Below are 15152 nucleotides of genomic sequence, written 5' to 3'. Positions count from 1 at the left end.
GTGTTCGGCGTCATCGCCATCGCTCCCGCCACCCCGCTCAGCTCGCCAGGACCCAGACGACCAGCCCGACGACGCCGAGGCCGCCGAGCATCGTCGCCGCGTACGACCGCACGTAGCCGTTCTGCATTCGCCGCAGCCGGGAGCCGAGGCGCCCGATGCCGCCGGCCAGGCCCAGCCAGCCGCCGTCGACGGCCGTGCGGTCCGAGTACACGAGCGCCCGGGTGAGGTACTGCCCCGGCCGCATGACCAGCGACTCGTTGACGGCGTCCTGGTACAGGTCGACCCGCGCCGCCCGCACGACGGCGGGCGCCGGAGGCGGCTCGACCGGCACCGCGGCGACCACGTACTGGCGCCAGGCCAGCACGATGCCGAGCGCCACGAGCAGCAGCGTGAGCGCGATGAGCAGCCCCACCGGGAGCACCGGATCGTGGTGCTCGGCGTGCCCGGTGACCGGCTCGAGCCACGTGACGAACCGGTCGCCCATCGCCAGGATCCCGCCGAGCGCCACCGACCCCACGGCCAGCACGATCATCGGCCAGGTCATGAGGCGCGGGGACTCGTGCGGGTGCCGCACGGGCGCACCGTCGTCGCCGGGCTCGCCGTCGCTCCAGCGGCGCCGCCCCAGGAACGTCATGAAGAACAGCCGGGACATGTAGTACGCCGTGATCCCGGCGCCCAGCAGCGCCGCCATGCCGAAGACCCACGGGCGCCAGCCCTCGCCGACGAACGCCGCCTCGATGATCTTGTCCTTCGACCAGAACCCCGAGAACGGCGGCACCCCGAGGATGGCGAGCCAGCCCAGGCCCATCGTGATGGCCGTGACGGGCAGCAGACGGGACAGCCCGCCGAAGCGCCGCATGTTCACGTCGTCGTCCATCGCGTGCATCACGGACCCGGCGCCGAGGAACAGCCCCGCCTTGAAGAAGCCGTGCGTGAGCAGGTGGAAGATCGCGAACGCGTACCCGACCGGCCCCAGGCCGGCGGCGAGCATCATGTAGCCGATCTGCGACATCGTCGACGCCGCGAGCGCCTTCTTGATGTCGTCCTTCGCGGTACCGACGATCGCCCCGAACAGCAGGGTCAGCGCGCCGACGATCGCGACGACGAGCTGCGCGTCCGGCGCCGCCTCGAGGATCGGGCCCGAGCGCACCAGCAGGTACACCCCGGCGGTCACCATCGTCGCCGCGTGGATCAGCGCGGACACCGGCGTCGGGCCCGCCATCGCGTCCCCGAGCCACGCCTGCAGCGGCAGCTGCGCCGACTTGCCGCACGCCGCCAGCAGGAGCATGAGGCCGATCGCCGTCATGACGCCCTGACCGGCCGCCGTCGCCCCCTCGCCGGCCGCCGGCAGCACCGTGCCGAAGCTCAGCGAACCGAAGGTCGCGAGCAGGAGCATCATCGCGACGATGAGCCCCATGTCGCCGACGCGGTTCATGACGAACGCCTTCTTGCCCGCGACCGCGTTCTCCCGCTTGCCGTCCCAGAACCCGATGAGCAGGAACGACGCCAGGCCCACGCCCTCCCAGCCGACGAAGAGCAGCAGGTAGGAGTCGGCGAGCACCAGCAGCAGCATCGCCGCGACGAAGAGGTTGAGGTACCCGAAGAAGCGGCGCCGGTCGACGTCGTGGCCCATGTACGCCACCGAGTACACGTGGATCAGCGTGCCGACGAACGTCACGAGCATCACGAACGTCATCGACAGCGGGTCCACCTGGAACCCGAGGTCCACGTGCAGGGGCCCCGAGTCGATCCAGGTGCCCACGGTGTGGGTGCCCACCCGCTGGTCGGCGGGGGTGCCGAGCATGTCGAGCAGGATCACCAGCCCGACGACGAACGTCGCCGCGCTGGCCAGCACTCCCAGCCAGTGCCCCCACCGGTCGGTGCGCCGGCCGGCGACCAGCAGCACGAGGGCGCCGATCATCGGGGTCGCGACCAGCCAGGGGGCGAGGGAGAGAGTCTGCATCGTCGTCTGCGTGTCCACAGGTCGCCTCTCAGCTGTGCAGCAGGTTGACGTCGTCGACCGAGGCCGACCTACGGGAACGGAAGATCGTGATGATGATCGCGAGGCCCACCACGACCTCGGCCGCGGCGACCACCATGACGAAGAACGCGAGCACCTGGCCCGTCACGTCGCCGTGGATGCGCGCGAACGTCACGAACGCGAGGTTGGTGGCGTTGAGCATGAGCTCCACGCCCATGAACACCACGATGGCGTTGCGCCGCAGCAGCACCGTCGTCGCACCGATCGCGAACAGGATCGCGGCCAGCCCCAGGTAGTTCGTGATCTCCATCAGCGCACCTCCCCGTCGTCGTCGCCGGAGCCCTCGTCGGTCGCGCCCGTCGCGACCGGGTCGCCGGTCTGCTCGACCGTCGTGTCCGCCGCGGGGCCGACGCCGAGGAGGCGCAGGTCGTCGCGCGCCACGAGCGTCTCCTCCTCGGCAAGGACCGCCGTCGCCGACCGCTCCTGCCCGCGGATGCGCAGCACGCGCGGCACGGAGTGCGGCAGCGGCTCGCCGTCGGGTCCGAGCGCCGGCGTGTCCATGGCGTTGTTCTGCGCGTAGACGCCGGGCGCGGGCAGCGGCGTGAGCGTGCTGCCGTGCGGCAGGGCGGCGACGCGTGCTTGCGCGAGGACGCGCTGCGTGGGCCGCACGCTGAGCCGGCGGCGGTGCGTGAGCACCAGGCCGGCCAGCGCGGCGGTGACCAGCAGGACGCCGACCACCTCCATCGCGAGGACGTAGTCGCCCAGCAGCACCCGGGCCAGTGCCACCGGGTTGGTGAGCTCCTCGCTCGCAGCCAGCCCGACGGCGGGCGGGAACGTCGCCTGCGCGACCACGCCGAGCAGCACGACGACCAGCCCGAGGCCGAGCAGCACGCCCAGCCCGCGCTGGCCCTTGATGGTCTCGGTCAGCGAGTCCGCGGAGTCGACGCCCACCAGCATGAGCACGAACAGGAAGAGCATCATCACGGCGCCGGTGTAGACGACCACCTGCACGACGCCGAGGAACGGCGCCTCCTGCGCCACGTAGAAGATGGCCAGCCCGACCATCACGAACATCACGCACACCGCGGCGTGCACGGCCTTGCGGGCGAACAGCAGCCCGAGCGCGGCGAGCACCATGAGCGGGGCGAGCACCCAGAACAGCGCGGCCTCCGCGCCCGACGCGGTCACGGCCGGCCGTCCGTGAGGTCGGGGGTGGGCAGCGTCGCGACATGACCGCCCTCGGCGGCCTGCCGGGTCGCGACGGCGGCCTTGGTGGCGCTGCCGCGCAGCCGGTGCCGACGTGGGGTCGGGGGCGGCGCGTCCCCGTGCACCACGCGGGCGGCGGCGTCCAGGGTCGGGTCGTCGGGCCGGTGCTCGCGCACCCAGTCGACCTGCTGCGCCGTCGGCGCGGTGACCTCGCCGCGGTAGTACTCGGTGTCCGTCGTCCCCTCGACCATCGGGTGCGGCGCGGCGAGCATCCCCTCGGCGAGCGGGGCGAGGAGATCCTGCTTCTCGTAGATCATCCCGGCGCGGTCGGGGCCCGCGAGCTCGTAGTCGTTGGTCATCGTGAGCGCCCGCGTGGGGCACGCCTCGATGCACAGCCCGCAGAAGATGCAGCGCAGGTAGTTGATCTGGTAGACGCGGCCGTAGCGCTCACCGGGCGACAGGTGCGCGCCGTCGGGCAGCTCGGCGTTGTCCGCCCCCTCCACGTAGATCGCGTCCGCCGGGCACGCCCACGCGCACAGCTCGCAGCCGATGCACTTCTCCAGGCCGTCGGCGTAGCGGTTGAGCTGGTGACGGCCGTGGTACCGGCGCTGCGGCGCCGTCTTCTTGCGGGGGTACTGCTCCGTCACCGTGGGCCGGAACATCGACGAGAACGTCACGCCGAACCCGGCCACCGGGGCGAACAGCTCCCCGAGCGGCCCCTTGGACGGGCGCAGCGGCTCGTACGGCTTGTCGGTCATCGCGTCTCCTCGGATCGGTCGACGGCGGGGTCGGGGACGGCGGACGCGCCCGGGACGTCGGCGGCCTGCATCACGTGCCGGCGCGCGCGGGGCGACGGCGGCAGGGCCTGGCCCGGGAGCGGCGGCACGGGGAAGCCGTCGGCGAAGGCGTCGAAGTCCCCGGCCGGACGGCGAGAGCCGCCCGGTAGACCGGCGCCGTCGGCGGCCTTCGCCTTCCGGTCGGGCCAGAGCCACAGGAGGCCGATGACGACCACCGCCGCGACCGCGACGCCGGTGATGAGCTGGGTGCGGGTGACGCCCGCGAGGCCGAGGTACTGGAACACGCTCAGCACCACGACCCACACCAGCGCGACCGGGATGAGCACCTTCCAGCCGAACGACATGAACTGGTCGTAGCGGAGGCGGAGCAGCGTGCCGCGCACCCAGACGAACACGAACATGACCAGCCAGAGCTTGACCAGGAACCACAGCACCGGCCACCAGCCGGTGTTGAACATCCCGTCGTTGATCGCCGACAGCGGCCACGGCGCCCGCCAGCCGCCGAGGAACAGGGTGGTGGCGACGGCGGAGACGTTGAGCATGTTGATGTACTCCGCCAGGAAGAACCAGGCGAACTTCATCGAGCTGTACTCGGTCATGTAGCCGGAGACGAGCTCGCCCTCGGCCTCCGGCAGGTCGAACGGGAGCCGGTTGGTCTCGCCGATCATCGAGATGACGTAGACGACGAACGCGGGCAGCAGCGGCAGGAACCACCAGATGCTGGTCTGCGACGCCACGATCTGCGAGGTCGACATCGAGCCGGCCATGATGAACACGCTGACCAGCGAGAGCCCCATGGCGAGCTCGTACGAGATCACCTGGGCCGTGGACCGCACGGACCCGAGGAGCGGGTAGGTGGAGCCCGACGACCAGCCGCCCAGCACGATGCCGTAGACGCCCATCGACGCGCAGGCCAGCACGTACAGGACCGCCACCGGGAAGTCGGTCAGCTGGGCCGGCGTCGTGTAGTCGGTGAACGGGATCGTCACCTCGGGCCCGAACGGGATGACCGCGAACACCAGCAGCGCGCAGAACACCGAGATCATCGGTGCCAGCAGGTACACGATCCGGTCCGCCCGGGTGACGTTCACGTCCTCCTTGAGCAGCAGCTTCATCGCGTCCGCGAGCGACTGCAGCAGGCCGAACGGGCCGTGCCAGTTGGGGCCGGGGCGCACCTGCATGCGCGCCACGACCTTGCGCTCGAACCAGATGGCGAAGAGCACGCTGGTCAGGAGGAAGACGACGATGAGCACCGCCTTGATCAGCGACACCCACAGCCAGTCGTTGCTGAAGTCGGACGCGACCCCGGGGATCATGCGGCCCCTCCCTGTGCCTTCTCGTCGGTCGAGCCTGGGACCCCGCCGGCGGCGACCGCCTCCGGCGGTCCGATGCGCACCAGGTCGCCCGGCGCGGCGCCGAGCGTGTCGTGCACCCGGCACCCGCGCGACGCGAGCGGCAGCCACACGACGTGGTCGACCATCTCCGTGATCGCGACCGGCACCGTCACCGTCCCGCGGTCGGTGGCCACGGTCACCCGGTCGCCGTCGTACACGTCGACGGCGGCCGCCGTGGCCGCCGACATCCGCGCGACGGGCCGCTTGGCCGTGCCGGCGAGGAACTGCTCGCCGTCCTGCAGGGCCCCGTCGTCGAGCAGCAGGTGCCAGCTCGCCAGCACGGCGGACCCGGCCGGCACCACGGGCGGCTCGACCGGCTCGGCCTGCGGGGCCGGCACACGGGTGCCGCCCCACGCGGGCAGGGCCGCGATCGCCCGGTGCGCGTCGAGCGGCGTCGCCGCGCCGAGCGCGACGCCCGCCTGCGCGGCCAACGCGTCGAGCACCCGGTGGTCGGGCAGCGCGGCGGACTCCAGCGCCTGGCCGAACGCGCGGACGCGGCCCTCCCAGTTCCAGTACGACCCCGCCCTCTCGACGGGAGGAGCAACAGGAAGCACGACGTCAGCGAGCTCGACTGCTTCGGTCCTCCGGACCTCGAGCGAGACCACGAAGCCCGCCGCGCCGAGCGCCCGCCGGGCGTGCGCCGGGTCGGGCAGGTCGGCGAGCTCGACGCCACCGACGAGGGCGCCGCCGAGCTGGCCGACCGAGAGGGCGTCGAGGATCTCCGCGACGTCGCGCCCCGGGGCGGACGGCAGCGCGTCGGCGTCGACGCCCCAGGCCGCGGCCACCTCGGCACGGGCCGCGGCGTCGGTCAGCGGGCGTCCGCCGGGCAGCAGCCCCGGCAGGAGGCCCGCCTCGAGGCCGCCGCGCTCCCCCGCGCGGCGCGGGACCCAGGCGACACGGGCGCCGGTGACCTCCGCGAGCCGCAGGACCGCCCCGTAGGCGCCGGGCGCCGACGCGAGCCGCTCGCCCACGAGGATCAGCGCGCCGGGCGTCGCGAGGCCGTCGGCGACGGCGCCCAGCGTGCCCGCGTCCGAGTCCGCGGGCACCAGACCGCCGCCCGCCCGGGTGGCGAGGATGCCCAGCCACTCCGCCTCGGTGCCGGGGGCGGCGGGCAGCAGCTCGCCCTCCAGCCGGGCGAGGCCGCGGCTCGCGAACGGGGCGATCGACCACACCGTCGTGCCGTGCTTGCGCACCCCCTTGCGCAGCCGCAGGAAGGTGACGCCCGCCTCCTCCTCGGCCTCCAGGCCGGCCAGCAGCACGGCCGGTGCGGCCTCGACGTCGCCGAACGTCACGCCGATGCCGGTGCCCGCCACCGCGTGGCCCAGGAACGCCGTCTCCTCCGCCGAGCCCACGCGGGCCCGCTGGTCGACGTCGTCGGTGCCGAGCACGGTGCGCGCGAAGCGCGACCAGGCGAACGCGTCCTCGACGGTCAGCCGGCCGCCGGGCAGCACCCCGACCCCGCCGGCCGCGCGGGCCGCGGCCAGGCCCTCGGCCGCCAGCTCGAGCGCCTCGACCCACGACGCGGGGCGCAGCTCGCCGCGGGACACGACGGCGCCGTCCTGGCCGAGCACCCGGTCCCGCACCAGCGGGACCGTGAGCCGGTCGGGCGCCGCCTGCCACGTGAACGCGAAGCGGTCCTTGTCGGTGATCCACTCCTCGTTGACCGCCGGGTCCTCCCCCGACAGCCGGCGCAGCACCACGCCGCGCCGGTGGTCGACGCGGATCGCCGAGCCGCACGAGTCGTGCTCGGAGATCCCCGGCGTCGACACCAGGTCGAAGGGCCGGGACCGGAACCGGTAGGCCGCGCCCGTGAGCGCGCCCACCGGGCAGATCTGCACGGTGTTGCCGGAGAAGTACGACGCGAAGGGCTGCCCGCCGGCCGTGGCCGCGGCGGACCCGAACGTCGCCTCGGCGGGCTCGCCGGGCGGGGGCGTGAAGTCCAGCACCGTCTCGTCGAACCGGCCGATCTGCTGGTGCGCGCCGCGCTCCTGCAGCGCGATGAACGCGTCGCCCGCGATCTCGTCGCTGAACCGGGTGCAGCGCTGGCACAGCACGCAGCGCTCCCGGTCCAGCAGGATCTCGGTGGACACCGCGATGGGCTTGGGGAAGGTCCGCTTGACGTCCTCGAACCGCGTCTCCGCGCGCCCGTTGGTCATCGCCTGGTTCTGCAGGGGGCACTCGCCGCCCTTGTCGCACACCGGGCAGTCCAGCGGGTGGTTCATGAGCAGCAGCTCCATGACACCGTGCTGCGCCTTGTCCGCGACCGGCGACGTGCGCTGGGTCTTGACGACCATGCCGGGCGTGACCGTCATCGTGCACGAGGCCTGCGGCTTCGGCATGGGCCGCACGTTGCCCTCGCGGTCGGGCATCGCGACCTCGACCAGGCACTGCCGGCACGCGCCGGCGGGCTCGAGCAGCGGGTGGTCGCAGAACCGCGGGATCTGGATGCCCACCTGCTCGGCCGCGCGGATGATCAGCGTGCCCTTCGGCACGGTCACCTCGACCTCGTCGATGGTGAGCGTGACCGTCTCCACCGGAGGCGCGGCCGCCGTCGACTTGTCCGTGGTCGCCGTCATCAGTGACCTCCCGCCCCGGCGAGCGCCGGCGTCTGCTTGGGGGTGTACGGGAACAGCGCGCTGGCGCTCGGGTCGAAGGGGCACCCGCGGCCGGTGAGGTGCGCCTCGTACTCGTCGCGGAAGAGCTGGATGCTCGACGTCACCGGCGACGTCGCGCCGTCGCCGAGCGCGCAGAACGCGCGGCCGAGGATGTTGTCGCACAGGTCGAGCAGCAGGTCGACGTCGCGCTCCTCGCCCTGCCCCGCCTCGATGCGGTGCAGCACCTGCTTGAGCCAGTAGGTGCCCTCGCGGCACGGCGTGCACTTGCCGCACGACTCGTGCGCGTAGAAGTCGGTCCACCGGCTGACCGCGCGGACCACGCACGTCGTGTCGTCGAAGAGCTGGAGCGCGCGGGTGCCGAGCATCGAGCCCGCCGCGCCCACCGACTCGTAGTCGAGCGGGGTGTCGAGGTGGTCGGCGGTGAACAGCGGCGTCGACGACCCGCCCGGAGTCCAGAACTTCAGCTCGTGCCCCGCCCGCATCCCGCCGGCGAGGTCGAGCAGCTCGCGCAGCGTGATGCCGAGCGGCGCCTCGTACTGGCCCGGCCGGGTCACGTGCCCGGACAGGGAGAACAGGCCGTGCCCCTGCGACTTCTCGGTGCCCATGCCGGCGAACCAGTCCGCGCCGCGCGCCACGATGCCGGGCACCGACGCGATGGACTCGACGTTGTTCACCACCGTGGGCCGCGCGTACAGGCCCGCGACCGCGGGGAACGGCGGCTTGAGCCGCGGCTGGCCGCGCTTGCCCTCGAGCGAGTCGAGCAGCGCCGTCTCCTCGCCGCAGATGTAGGCGCCGGCGCCCGCGTGCACGGTGACGTCCAGGTCGAAGCCGGAGCCGAGCACGTCCTTGCCGAGGTACCCGGCGTCGTACGCCTCCTGCACCGCGGCCAGCAGCCGCCGGTACACGTGCAGCACCTCCCCGCGCACGTACACGAACGCGTGGTGGCAGCCGATCGCGTAGCTCGTGATCGCGATGCCCTCCACCAGGTGCTGGGGGCTCGCCAGCATCAGGGGGATGTCCTTGCACGTGCCCGGCTCGGACTCGTCCGCGTTGACCACGAGGTAGCGCGGGCCGCCGTCCGGCGGGGGCAGGAAGCCCCACTTCATGCCGGTCGGGAAGCCGGCGCCGCCGCGGCCGCGCAGGCCCGAGTCCTTGACCGTCTGCACGAGGTCGGCGGGCTCCGTCGCCAGGGCCTTGCGCAGCCCCGCGTACCCGCCGGCGGCCTCGTACGACGCGAGCTTCCACGACCGGTCGGCGTCCCACGTGTCCGTGAGCACCGGCATGAGGTCAGTCATCGCTGCCACCCTTCGGCTCGACATCGTCCTCGGTCGTGGGCTTGCGCTCCGCGCTGGACTGCGCCGTCCCGGTCTCCGGCGGCACCTCGGCGGACGACGCGGCGGACGAGCCCTCGGGCGACGCGGCGGGCCCGCCGGACGGCTCCCCGCCGTCGACGGCGGCCGAGGCGCGCGCCAGCCGCAGCCCGGCGAGCGTCGGCTCCCCCGCGCCCACGCCCTCGTCCGCGCGGCCGTCGGTGAACCCCGCGAGCACGCGGCTCATCTGCTTGAAGCCGCACACCGAGGACGCGCCGCGCGTGGGCGCCACCTGCTCGCCCGCCCGCAGGCGGTCGGCGAGGTCCGTGGCGGACTCCGGCGTCTGGTTGTCGAAGAACTCCCAGTTGACCATCACGACCGGCGCGTAGTCGCAGGCGGCGTTGCACTCGACACGCTCGAGCGTGATCGCGCCGTCGTCGGTGGTCTCGTCGTGCCCGACGCCGAGGTGCTCGCTCAGCTCGTCGAAGATCGCGTCGCCGCCCATCACCGCGCACAGCGTGTTCGTGCACACGCCCACCGTGTAGGTGCCGTTGGGGTGCCGCTTGTACTGGGTGTAGAAGGTCGCGACGGCGCTCACCTCGGCGGGCGTCATCCCGAGCTGCTCGGCGCAGAACAGGATGCCGTCGCGGCTCACGTACCCGTCCACCGACTGCACCAGGTGCAGCATCGGCAGCAGGCCGGAGCGCGGGTCGGGGTAGCGCGCCTTGATCGCGGCGGCGTCGGCCGCCAGCGACGCGAGCGTGTCGGCGTCGTACCGCGTGGCCGAACGGGCGCTCGTGGGTTCTGCCGTCATCGGTCGACCCCTCCCAGCACGGGGTCCAGGGACGCGACGGCCACGACGACGTCGGCCACCTGGCCGCCCTCGCACATCACCGACACGGCCTGGAGGTTGTTGAACGACGGGTCGCGGAAGTGCGCCCGGTACGGCTTGGTGCCGCCGTCGGACACCGCGTGCACGCCCAGCTCGCCGCGCGGGTGCTCGACGGTCTGCCACACCTGCCCGGCCGGCACCCGGAAGCCCTCCGTGACGAGCTTGAAGTGGTGGATCAGGGCCTCCATCGAGGTACCCATGATCTGGCGGATGTGGTCGAGCGAGTTGCCCTGACCGTCGCCGCCGACCGCGAGCTGCGCCGGCCACGCGATCTTCTTGTCCGCCACCATGACCGGCGCCCCCGAGGTCGCCTCGAGCCGGGTGAGCGCCTGCTCCACGATGCGCAGCGACTGGTAGCACTCCTCGATCCGCAGCACCACGCGGGAGTAGCAGTCCGCGTCGGTCGAGGTCGGCACGTCGAAGTCGTACGTCTCGTACCCGCAGTACGGGAAGGCCTTGCGCACGTCGTACGGCAGCCCCGTGGAGCGCAGCACCGGGCCGGTGACGCCCAGCGCCATGCAGCCGGCGAGGTTGAGGACGCCGACGTCGGTGAGGCGCGCCTTGAAGATCGGGTTGGCGAGCATGAGGTCGCCGAGCTGGCCGAGGTAGTGGCGGATCTTCGGCAGCGCCGCCCGCACCTGGTCCTCGAAGCCGTCCGGCACGTCCTGCGCGACGCCGCCCGGCCGCACGTACGCGTGGTTCATCCGCAGCCCGGTGACCGCCTCGAACAGCCGCAGGATCTCCTCACGGGCGGTGAAGCCGATCGTCATGACCGTCGTCGCGCCCATCTCGTTGCCGCCCGTGCCCAGGCAGACGAGGTGGGACGCCACCCGGTTGAGCTCCATCATCAGCACGCGGATGATCGACGCCCGCTCCGGCACGTCGTCGGTGATGCCGAGCAGCTTCTCGGTGGCGAGGCAGTACGCCGTCTCCTGGAAGAGCGGCGCCAGGTAGTCCATCCGGGTGCAGAACGTGGTGCCCTGCGTCCAGGTGCGGAACTCCATGTTCTTCTCGATGCCGGTGTGCAGGTAGCCGATGCCGCAGCGGGCCTCGGTGACCGTCTCCCCGTCGATCTCCAGCATGAGGCGCAGCACCCCGTGCGTCGACGGGTGCTGGGGGCCCATGTTGACGACGATGCGCTCCTCGCCCACGGCCTCGCGGGCGATCTCGTCCCAGTCGCCCCCCGACGCCTCGAACCCGGGGATCCCCGGGTCGAACTCGTCGGCGGTGGGCGGGCGGGTGGCGCTGAAGGTTCCAGTGCTCACGAGTAAGACCTCCTCGTGTCCGGCGGCGGCACCGTGGCGCCCTTGTACTCCACGGGGATGCCGCCGAGCGGGTAGTCCTTGCGCTGCGGGTGGCCCGGCCAGTCGTCGGGCATCTCGATGCGCGCCAGTCCGGGGTGGTCGTCGAAGACGATCCCGAAGAAGTCCCAGGTCTCGCGCTCGTGCCAGTCGTTGGTGGGGTACAGCGACGTGGTGGACGGGACGTGCGGGTCGGCGTCGGGCACCGACACCTCGAGCCGCACGCGGCGGCCGTGCGTCACCGAGGTGAGGTGGTAGACGGCGTGCAGCTCGCGCCCGGCGTCGTCGGGGTAGTGCACGCCCGAGACCCCGAGGCTGAGCTCGAACCGCAGGTCCTGGTCGTCGCGCAGCGCCCGGCAGACGGCCAGCAGGTGCTCGCGCGCCACGTGCAGCGTGAGCTCGGCGTGGGGGCTCGGCGGGTCGGTGTGCGGGTCGACGGCCACGCGCTCCACCGCGTCGTCGAACGCGACCCCCGCCTCGCCGAGCACCTCGGCCAGCACGTCCACGGCCTCGTCGAACCAGCCGCCGTACGGCCTCGTGGCGGCGGCGGGCATCGCGACCGGCTGCACCAGGCCGCCGTACCCGGAGGTGTCGCCGGAGCCGCGGACGCCGAACATGCCGTGCCGCACCTCGACGACCTCCGGCCGGCGGGCGTCCGGGGCGCCCTCGGGGACGAGCTCGCCGGTCATCGCAGCAGCCCCTTGAGCTCGAACGTCGGGGTGGCCTCGAGCGCCGCCGCCTCGGCGGCCGCGGCCGCCTCGCTGCGGTTCACGCCCAGCGGCGAGTCCTGGATGTGCTGGTGCAGCGCGAGGATCGCGTTGATGAGCATCTCCGGGCGCGGCGGGCAGCCGGGCAGGTAGACGTCGACCGGCACGATGTGGTCGACGCCCTGCACGATCGCGTAGTTGTTGAACATGCCGCCGCTGGACGCGCACACGCCCATCGACAGCACCCACTTGGGCTCGCTCATCTGGTCGTAGACCTGCCGCACGACGGGCGCCATCTTCTGGCTCACCCGGCCCGCCACGATCATGAGGTCCGCCTGACGCGGCGAGGCCCGGAAGACCTCCATGCCGAACCGCGACAGGTCGAACCGCGACGCGCCGGCCGCCATCATCTCGATGGCGCAGCACGCCAGCCCGAACGTCACCGGCCAGACGGACGCCTTGCGCAGGTAGCCCGCCAGGTCCTCGATCGTCGTCAGCAGGAAGCCCGACGGAGCCTCTTCCAGGCCCATGACCCCTCCCCTTCGTGAACATCGGCGTGAGGATCCTCGGCGCCGATGCCGTCCGTTGTGCCGTGTCGTGCTGGGTGGTGCTGATCGTGCTGGTCGTGCGTGCGGGCCTAGACCCAGGTGAGGCCCCCGCGCCGCCACTCGTAGACGAAGGGGACGGTGATGAGGGCGAGGAACGTGAGCATCGCGACGAGGCCGAAGCCGGCCAGCACGGCGAAGTCCACCGCCCACGGGTAGAGGAAGACGACCTCGATGTCGAAGACGATGAACGTCATCGCCACCAGGTAGTACTTGACCGGCAGCCGCCCACCGCCGACCGCGTGCGGCGTCGGCTCGATGCCGCACTCGTACGCGTCGAGCTTGGCCCGGTTGTAGCGCTTGGGCCCGATGACGGCGCTCGCCGCCACGCCGCCCACGGCGAGCACCAGGGCTACGCCCATGAGCATGAGGACCGGCACGTACGGGTTCGTCATCGCAGGACCCCCGTCCGCACGGCCGCGCGCTCGTCGACCTCGTGCATCTCGACCACTCCCTTGTGCTCGTGTGCGCTCATGCCGCCGGGACCACCCTCGTGAGCCCCGCGATGACCCGGTCCACCCAGTCACCGCCGCGCGGCTCGTAGCAGTCGGACAGCAGCTTGAGCACGAACCGCATGACCACCGGCCGCGGCAGCCCGTACCGCACGCAGATCCGCATGATCTGCGGGTGCTCGATGAGCCGCACGAACCAGCGGCCCAGCGTGTAGTAGCCGCCCAGGTCGGCCCGCATGCGGTCCCCGTAGGAGGCGAGCGTCCGCTCGCGCGCGTCGTCCGTGGTGCGGGTGCGCGCCTGGGCGATCGCGTCGGCCGCGACGCGGCCCGCCTGCAGGGCGTAGGCGATGCCCTCGCCGTTGAACGGGCTGACCATGCCGGCCGCGTCGCCCACGAGCACCGCGCCGTCGCGGTACAGGGGCGTGCGGTTGAAGCCCATCGGCAGCGCGGCCCCGCGGATCGGCCCCACCTGGTTCTCGGGGGTGAACCCCCACTCCGCGGGGGCGTTGCGCATCCAGGCCTGCATCAGGCCCTTGTAGTCGTGCCCGTGGGCGGACTGGCGGGCGGGCGTGGAGCTCACCGAGCCGAGACCGACGTTCGCGGTGCCGTCGCCCAGCGCGAAGATCCAGCCGTAGCCCGGCAGCAGGTTCGACGCCCCCGGGGCGCCGTCCCACAGCTCGAGGTGCGACTCCATCCACGCGTCCTCGTGCCGCGACGTGCCCTCGGTGCGGAAGTACGTGCGCACCGCCGTGCCGAGCGGTCGGTCGTCGCGGCGGGCGATGCCGAGGCCGGTGGCGAAGCGGGAGGAGACGCCGTCGGCGGCGACCACGACGGGCGCCCGGTAGGTCGTCTCGGCGCCGTCGGCGCGACCGCGGCCGTCGAGGGCCTGCGCCCGCACGCCCACGACGCGACCGTCGCGCTCGTCGAGGACGGGGCCGGTCACCTTGGTGCGCTCGAGCAGCTTGGCGCCGCTCGCCTGCGCGTGCTGCGCGAGCCGGTGGTCGAGCGACGTCCGCGCGCGGGCCATGCCGTAGCCGGGGTACGAGTCGAGGTCGGGCCAGGGCAGCTCCCACGACCGGGCGCCCGCGACCACGCGCAGCCCCTCGTTGCGGATCCAGCCGTCGTCCTCGCGGGTGCCGAGCCCCATGCGGGCCAGCTCGCCGACGGCACGGGGAGTCAGCCCGTCGCCGCACACCTTGTCGCGGGGGAAGGAGGCCTTGTCGAGCAGGAGCACGTCGAGGCCCGCGGCGGCGCACCAGTGGGCCGTGGACGAACCGGCCGGGCCGGCGCCCACGACGATGACGTCGGCGTCGTCGACGCGACCTGACCGCACGTGCTCACCTCGATCCCTCGAAGCGCCCCGGCGACGGTGCCGGGGCGGACTTGTGAACCTGATCACAACTCTTGCGAGCACTCTAGTCACGATCGGGCGGCGCTGTGTAGGAAGGTAAACCTTCCTTGCGCCCGGGCGGCGCGCCGCAGGCGCACCGGCCCGCGTCCCCGCAGGTCCGGCAGGGTGCCGCGGTCGGCATGTCGCGGGGTGCGTACGACGGCAGGCGTGCCTACGGTCGTGCGCACGACCCACGACCACGACCGCCAGCAACCACCATCGGCACGACCTACGAGGAGGCGCGACACATGAAGGCAGGACCGGCATTCGTCGTCGGCGCAGCGCTCGGCTACCTGCTCGGCACCGAGAGGGGCCGGCAGCAGCTGGACAAGGCCAAGGACTGGGCGACGGAGACCTGGAACGACCCGCGCGTGCAGGCCAAGGTCTCGGACGTCACGAGCAGCGTCACCGAGTTCGCCAAGGAGCAGGGCAGCGGGCTCAAGGACCGCACGGCAGGCAGCTGACCACGATCTGTTCGGCAGCGGGTGGATCAGCTCGGCAC

The 15152-nt window shown here is 72.8% G+C and carries 14 protein-coding genes; 1 reads left to right on the top strand and 13 read right to left on the bottom strand.

The window, feature by feature from the left end; genetic code table 11:
* Positions 1 to 37 precede the first annotated feature (37 nt).
* The 13 genes from nuoL to ACFQ80_RS12790 all read right to left on the bottom strand — a co-directional run bounded on the left by nuoL (position 38) and on the right by ACFQ80_RS12790 (position 14593).
* The gene (gene nuoL / locus ACFQ80_RS12850; protein ID WP_430563918.1) at positions 38 to 1963 is read right to left on the bottom strand and encodes an NADH-quinone oxidoreductase subunit L; all 1926 of its coding nucleotides are present in this window, start codon (positions 1961 to 1963) and stop codon (positions 38 to 40) included.
* A 28-nt stretch (positions 1964 to 1991) separates the two neighbouring features.
* Positions 1992 to 2291, bottom strand: coding sequence for an NADH-quinone oxidoreductase subunit NuoK (nuoK, locus tag ACFQ80_RS12845; protein WP_430550571.1), 300 nt, complete (start codon positions 2289 to 2291; stop codon positions 1992 to 1994).
* A complete protein-coding gene (locus ACFQ80_RS12840; protein ID WP_430550770.1) occupies positions 2291 to 3118 on the bottom strand; it encodes an NADH-quinone oxidoreductase subunit J in 828 nt (275 codons plus the stop codon). Before ACFQ80_RS12840 ends, nuoK begins: the two co-directional genes overlap by 1 nt.
* A gap of 47 nt (positions 3119 to 3165) precedes the next feature.
* The gene (gene nuoI, locus ACFQ80_RS12835; RefSeq protein WP_430550572.1) at positions 3166 to 3945 is read right to left on the bottom strand and encodes an NADH-quinone oxidoreductase subunit NuoI; all 780 of its coding nucleotides are present in this window, start codon (positions 3943 to 3945) and stop codon (positions 3166 to 3168) included.
* Positions 3942 to 5300, bottom strand: coding sequence for an NADH-quinone oxidoreductase subunit NuoH (gene nuoH / locus ACFQ80_RS12830; protein WP_430563917.1), 1359 nt, complete (start codon positions 5298 to 5300; stop codon positions 3942 to 3944). Before nuoH ends, nuoI begins: the two co-directional genes overlap by 4 nt.
* Positions 5297 to 7954 carry an NADH-quinone oxidoreductase subunit G gene (locus ACFQ80_RS12825; protein ID WP_430563916.1) on the bottom strand — a complete coding sequence of 886 codons (2658 nt, stop codon included), beginning with the start codon at positions 7952 to 7954 and terminating at the stop codon, positions 5297 to 5299. The genes nuoH and ACFQ80_RS12825 overlap by 4 nt, the downstream gene beginning before the upstream one ends.
* Complete coding sequence (gene nuoF, locus ACFQ80_RS12820) at positions 7954 to 9288, bottom strand: NADH-quinone oxidoreductase subunit NuoF (protein ID WP_430550575.1); 1335 nt, start codon at positions 9286 to 9288, stop codon at positions 7954 to 7956. The genes ACFQ80_RS12825 and nuoF overlap by 1 nt, the downstream gene beginning before the upstream one ends.
* The gene (nuoE, locus tag ACFQ80_RS12815) at positions 9281 to 10117 is read right to left on the bottom strand and encodes an NADH-quinone oxidoreductase subunit NuoE (RefSeq protein WP_430563915.1); all 837 of its coding nucleotides are present in this window, start codon (positions 10115 to 10117) and stop codon (positions 9281 to 9283) included. Before nuoE ends, nuoF begins: the two co-directional genes overlap by 8 nt.
* Entirely contained in the window at positions 10114 to 11460 is a 1347-nt protein-coding gene (locus ACFQ80_RS12810; protein ID WP_430550577.1) for an NADH-quinone oxidoreductase subunit D, read from the bottom strand. The genes nuoE and ACFQ80_RS12810 overlap by 4 nt, the downstream gene beginning before the upstream one ends.
* Positions 11457 to 12185 (bottom strand): NADH-quinone oxidoreductase subunit C, encoded by a 729-nt coding sequence (locus tag ACFQ80_RS12805; protein ID WP_430550578.1) that lies wholly within the window; start codon positions 12183 to 12185, stop codon positions 11457 to 11459. The genes ACFQ80_RS12810 and ACFQ80_RS12805 overlap by 4 nt, the downstream gene beginning before the upstream one ends.
* Positions 12182 to 12733 (bottom strand): NuoB/complex I 20 kDa subunit family protein, encoded by a 552-nt coding sequence (locus ACFQ80_RS12800; protein WP_430563914.1) that lies wholly within the window; start codon positions 12731 to 12733, stop codon positions 12182 to 12184. The genes ACFQ80_RS12805 and ACFQ80_RS12800 overlap by 4 nt, the downstream gene beginning before the upstream one ends.
* 107 nt (positions 12734 to 12840) lie before the next feature.
* Positions 12841 to 13203: an NADH-quinone oxidoreductase subunit A gene (locus tag ACFQ80_RS12795; RefSeq protein WP_429735904.1), complete on the bottom strand. Its 363-nt coding sequence runs from the start codon at positions 13201 to 13203 to the stop codon at positions 12841 to 12843.
* Positions 13204 to 13279: 76 nt separating this feature from the next.
* Positions 13280 to 14593 carry a geranylgeranyl reductase family protein gene (locus ACFQ80_RS12790; RefSeq protein ID WP_430563913.1) on the bottom strand — a complete coding sequence of 438 codons (1314 nt, stop codon included), beginning with the start codon at positions 14591 to 14593 and terminating at the stop codon, positions 13280 to 13282.
* Between the two features lie 305 nt (positions 14594 to 14898).
* Here ACFQ80_RS12790 and ACFQ80_RS12785 point away from each other — a divergent pair, with 305 nt between their 5' ends.
* Positions 14899 to 15114: a YtxH domain-containing protein gene (locus tag ACFQ80_RS12785; RefSeq protein ID WP_430563912.1), complete on the top strand. Its 216-nt coding sequence runs from the start codon at positions 14899 to 14901 to the stop codon at positions 15112 to 15114.
* Positions 15115 to 15152: the final 38 nt, after the last annotated feature.

The sequence above is a fragment of the Isoptericola sp. NPDC056578 genome, assembly GCF_042793275.1.
In the GTDB taxonomy this organism is placed as follows: Bacteria; Actinomycetota; Actinomycetes; order Actinomycetales; family Cellulomonadaceae; genus Isoptericola.
The sequence above is the reverse complement of the archived record's forward strand: the minus strand, read 5'-3'. Positions and strand labels throughout refer to the sequence as shown.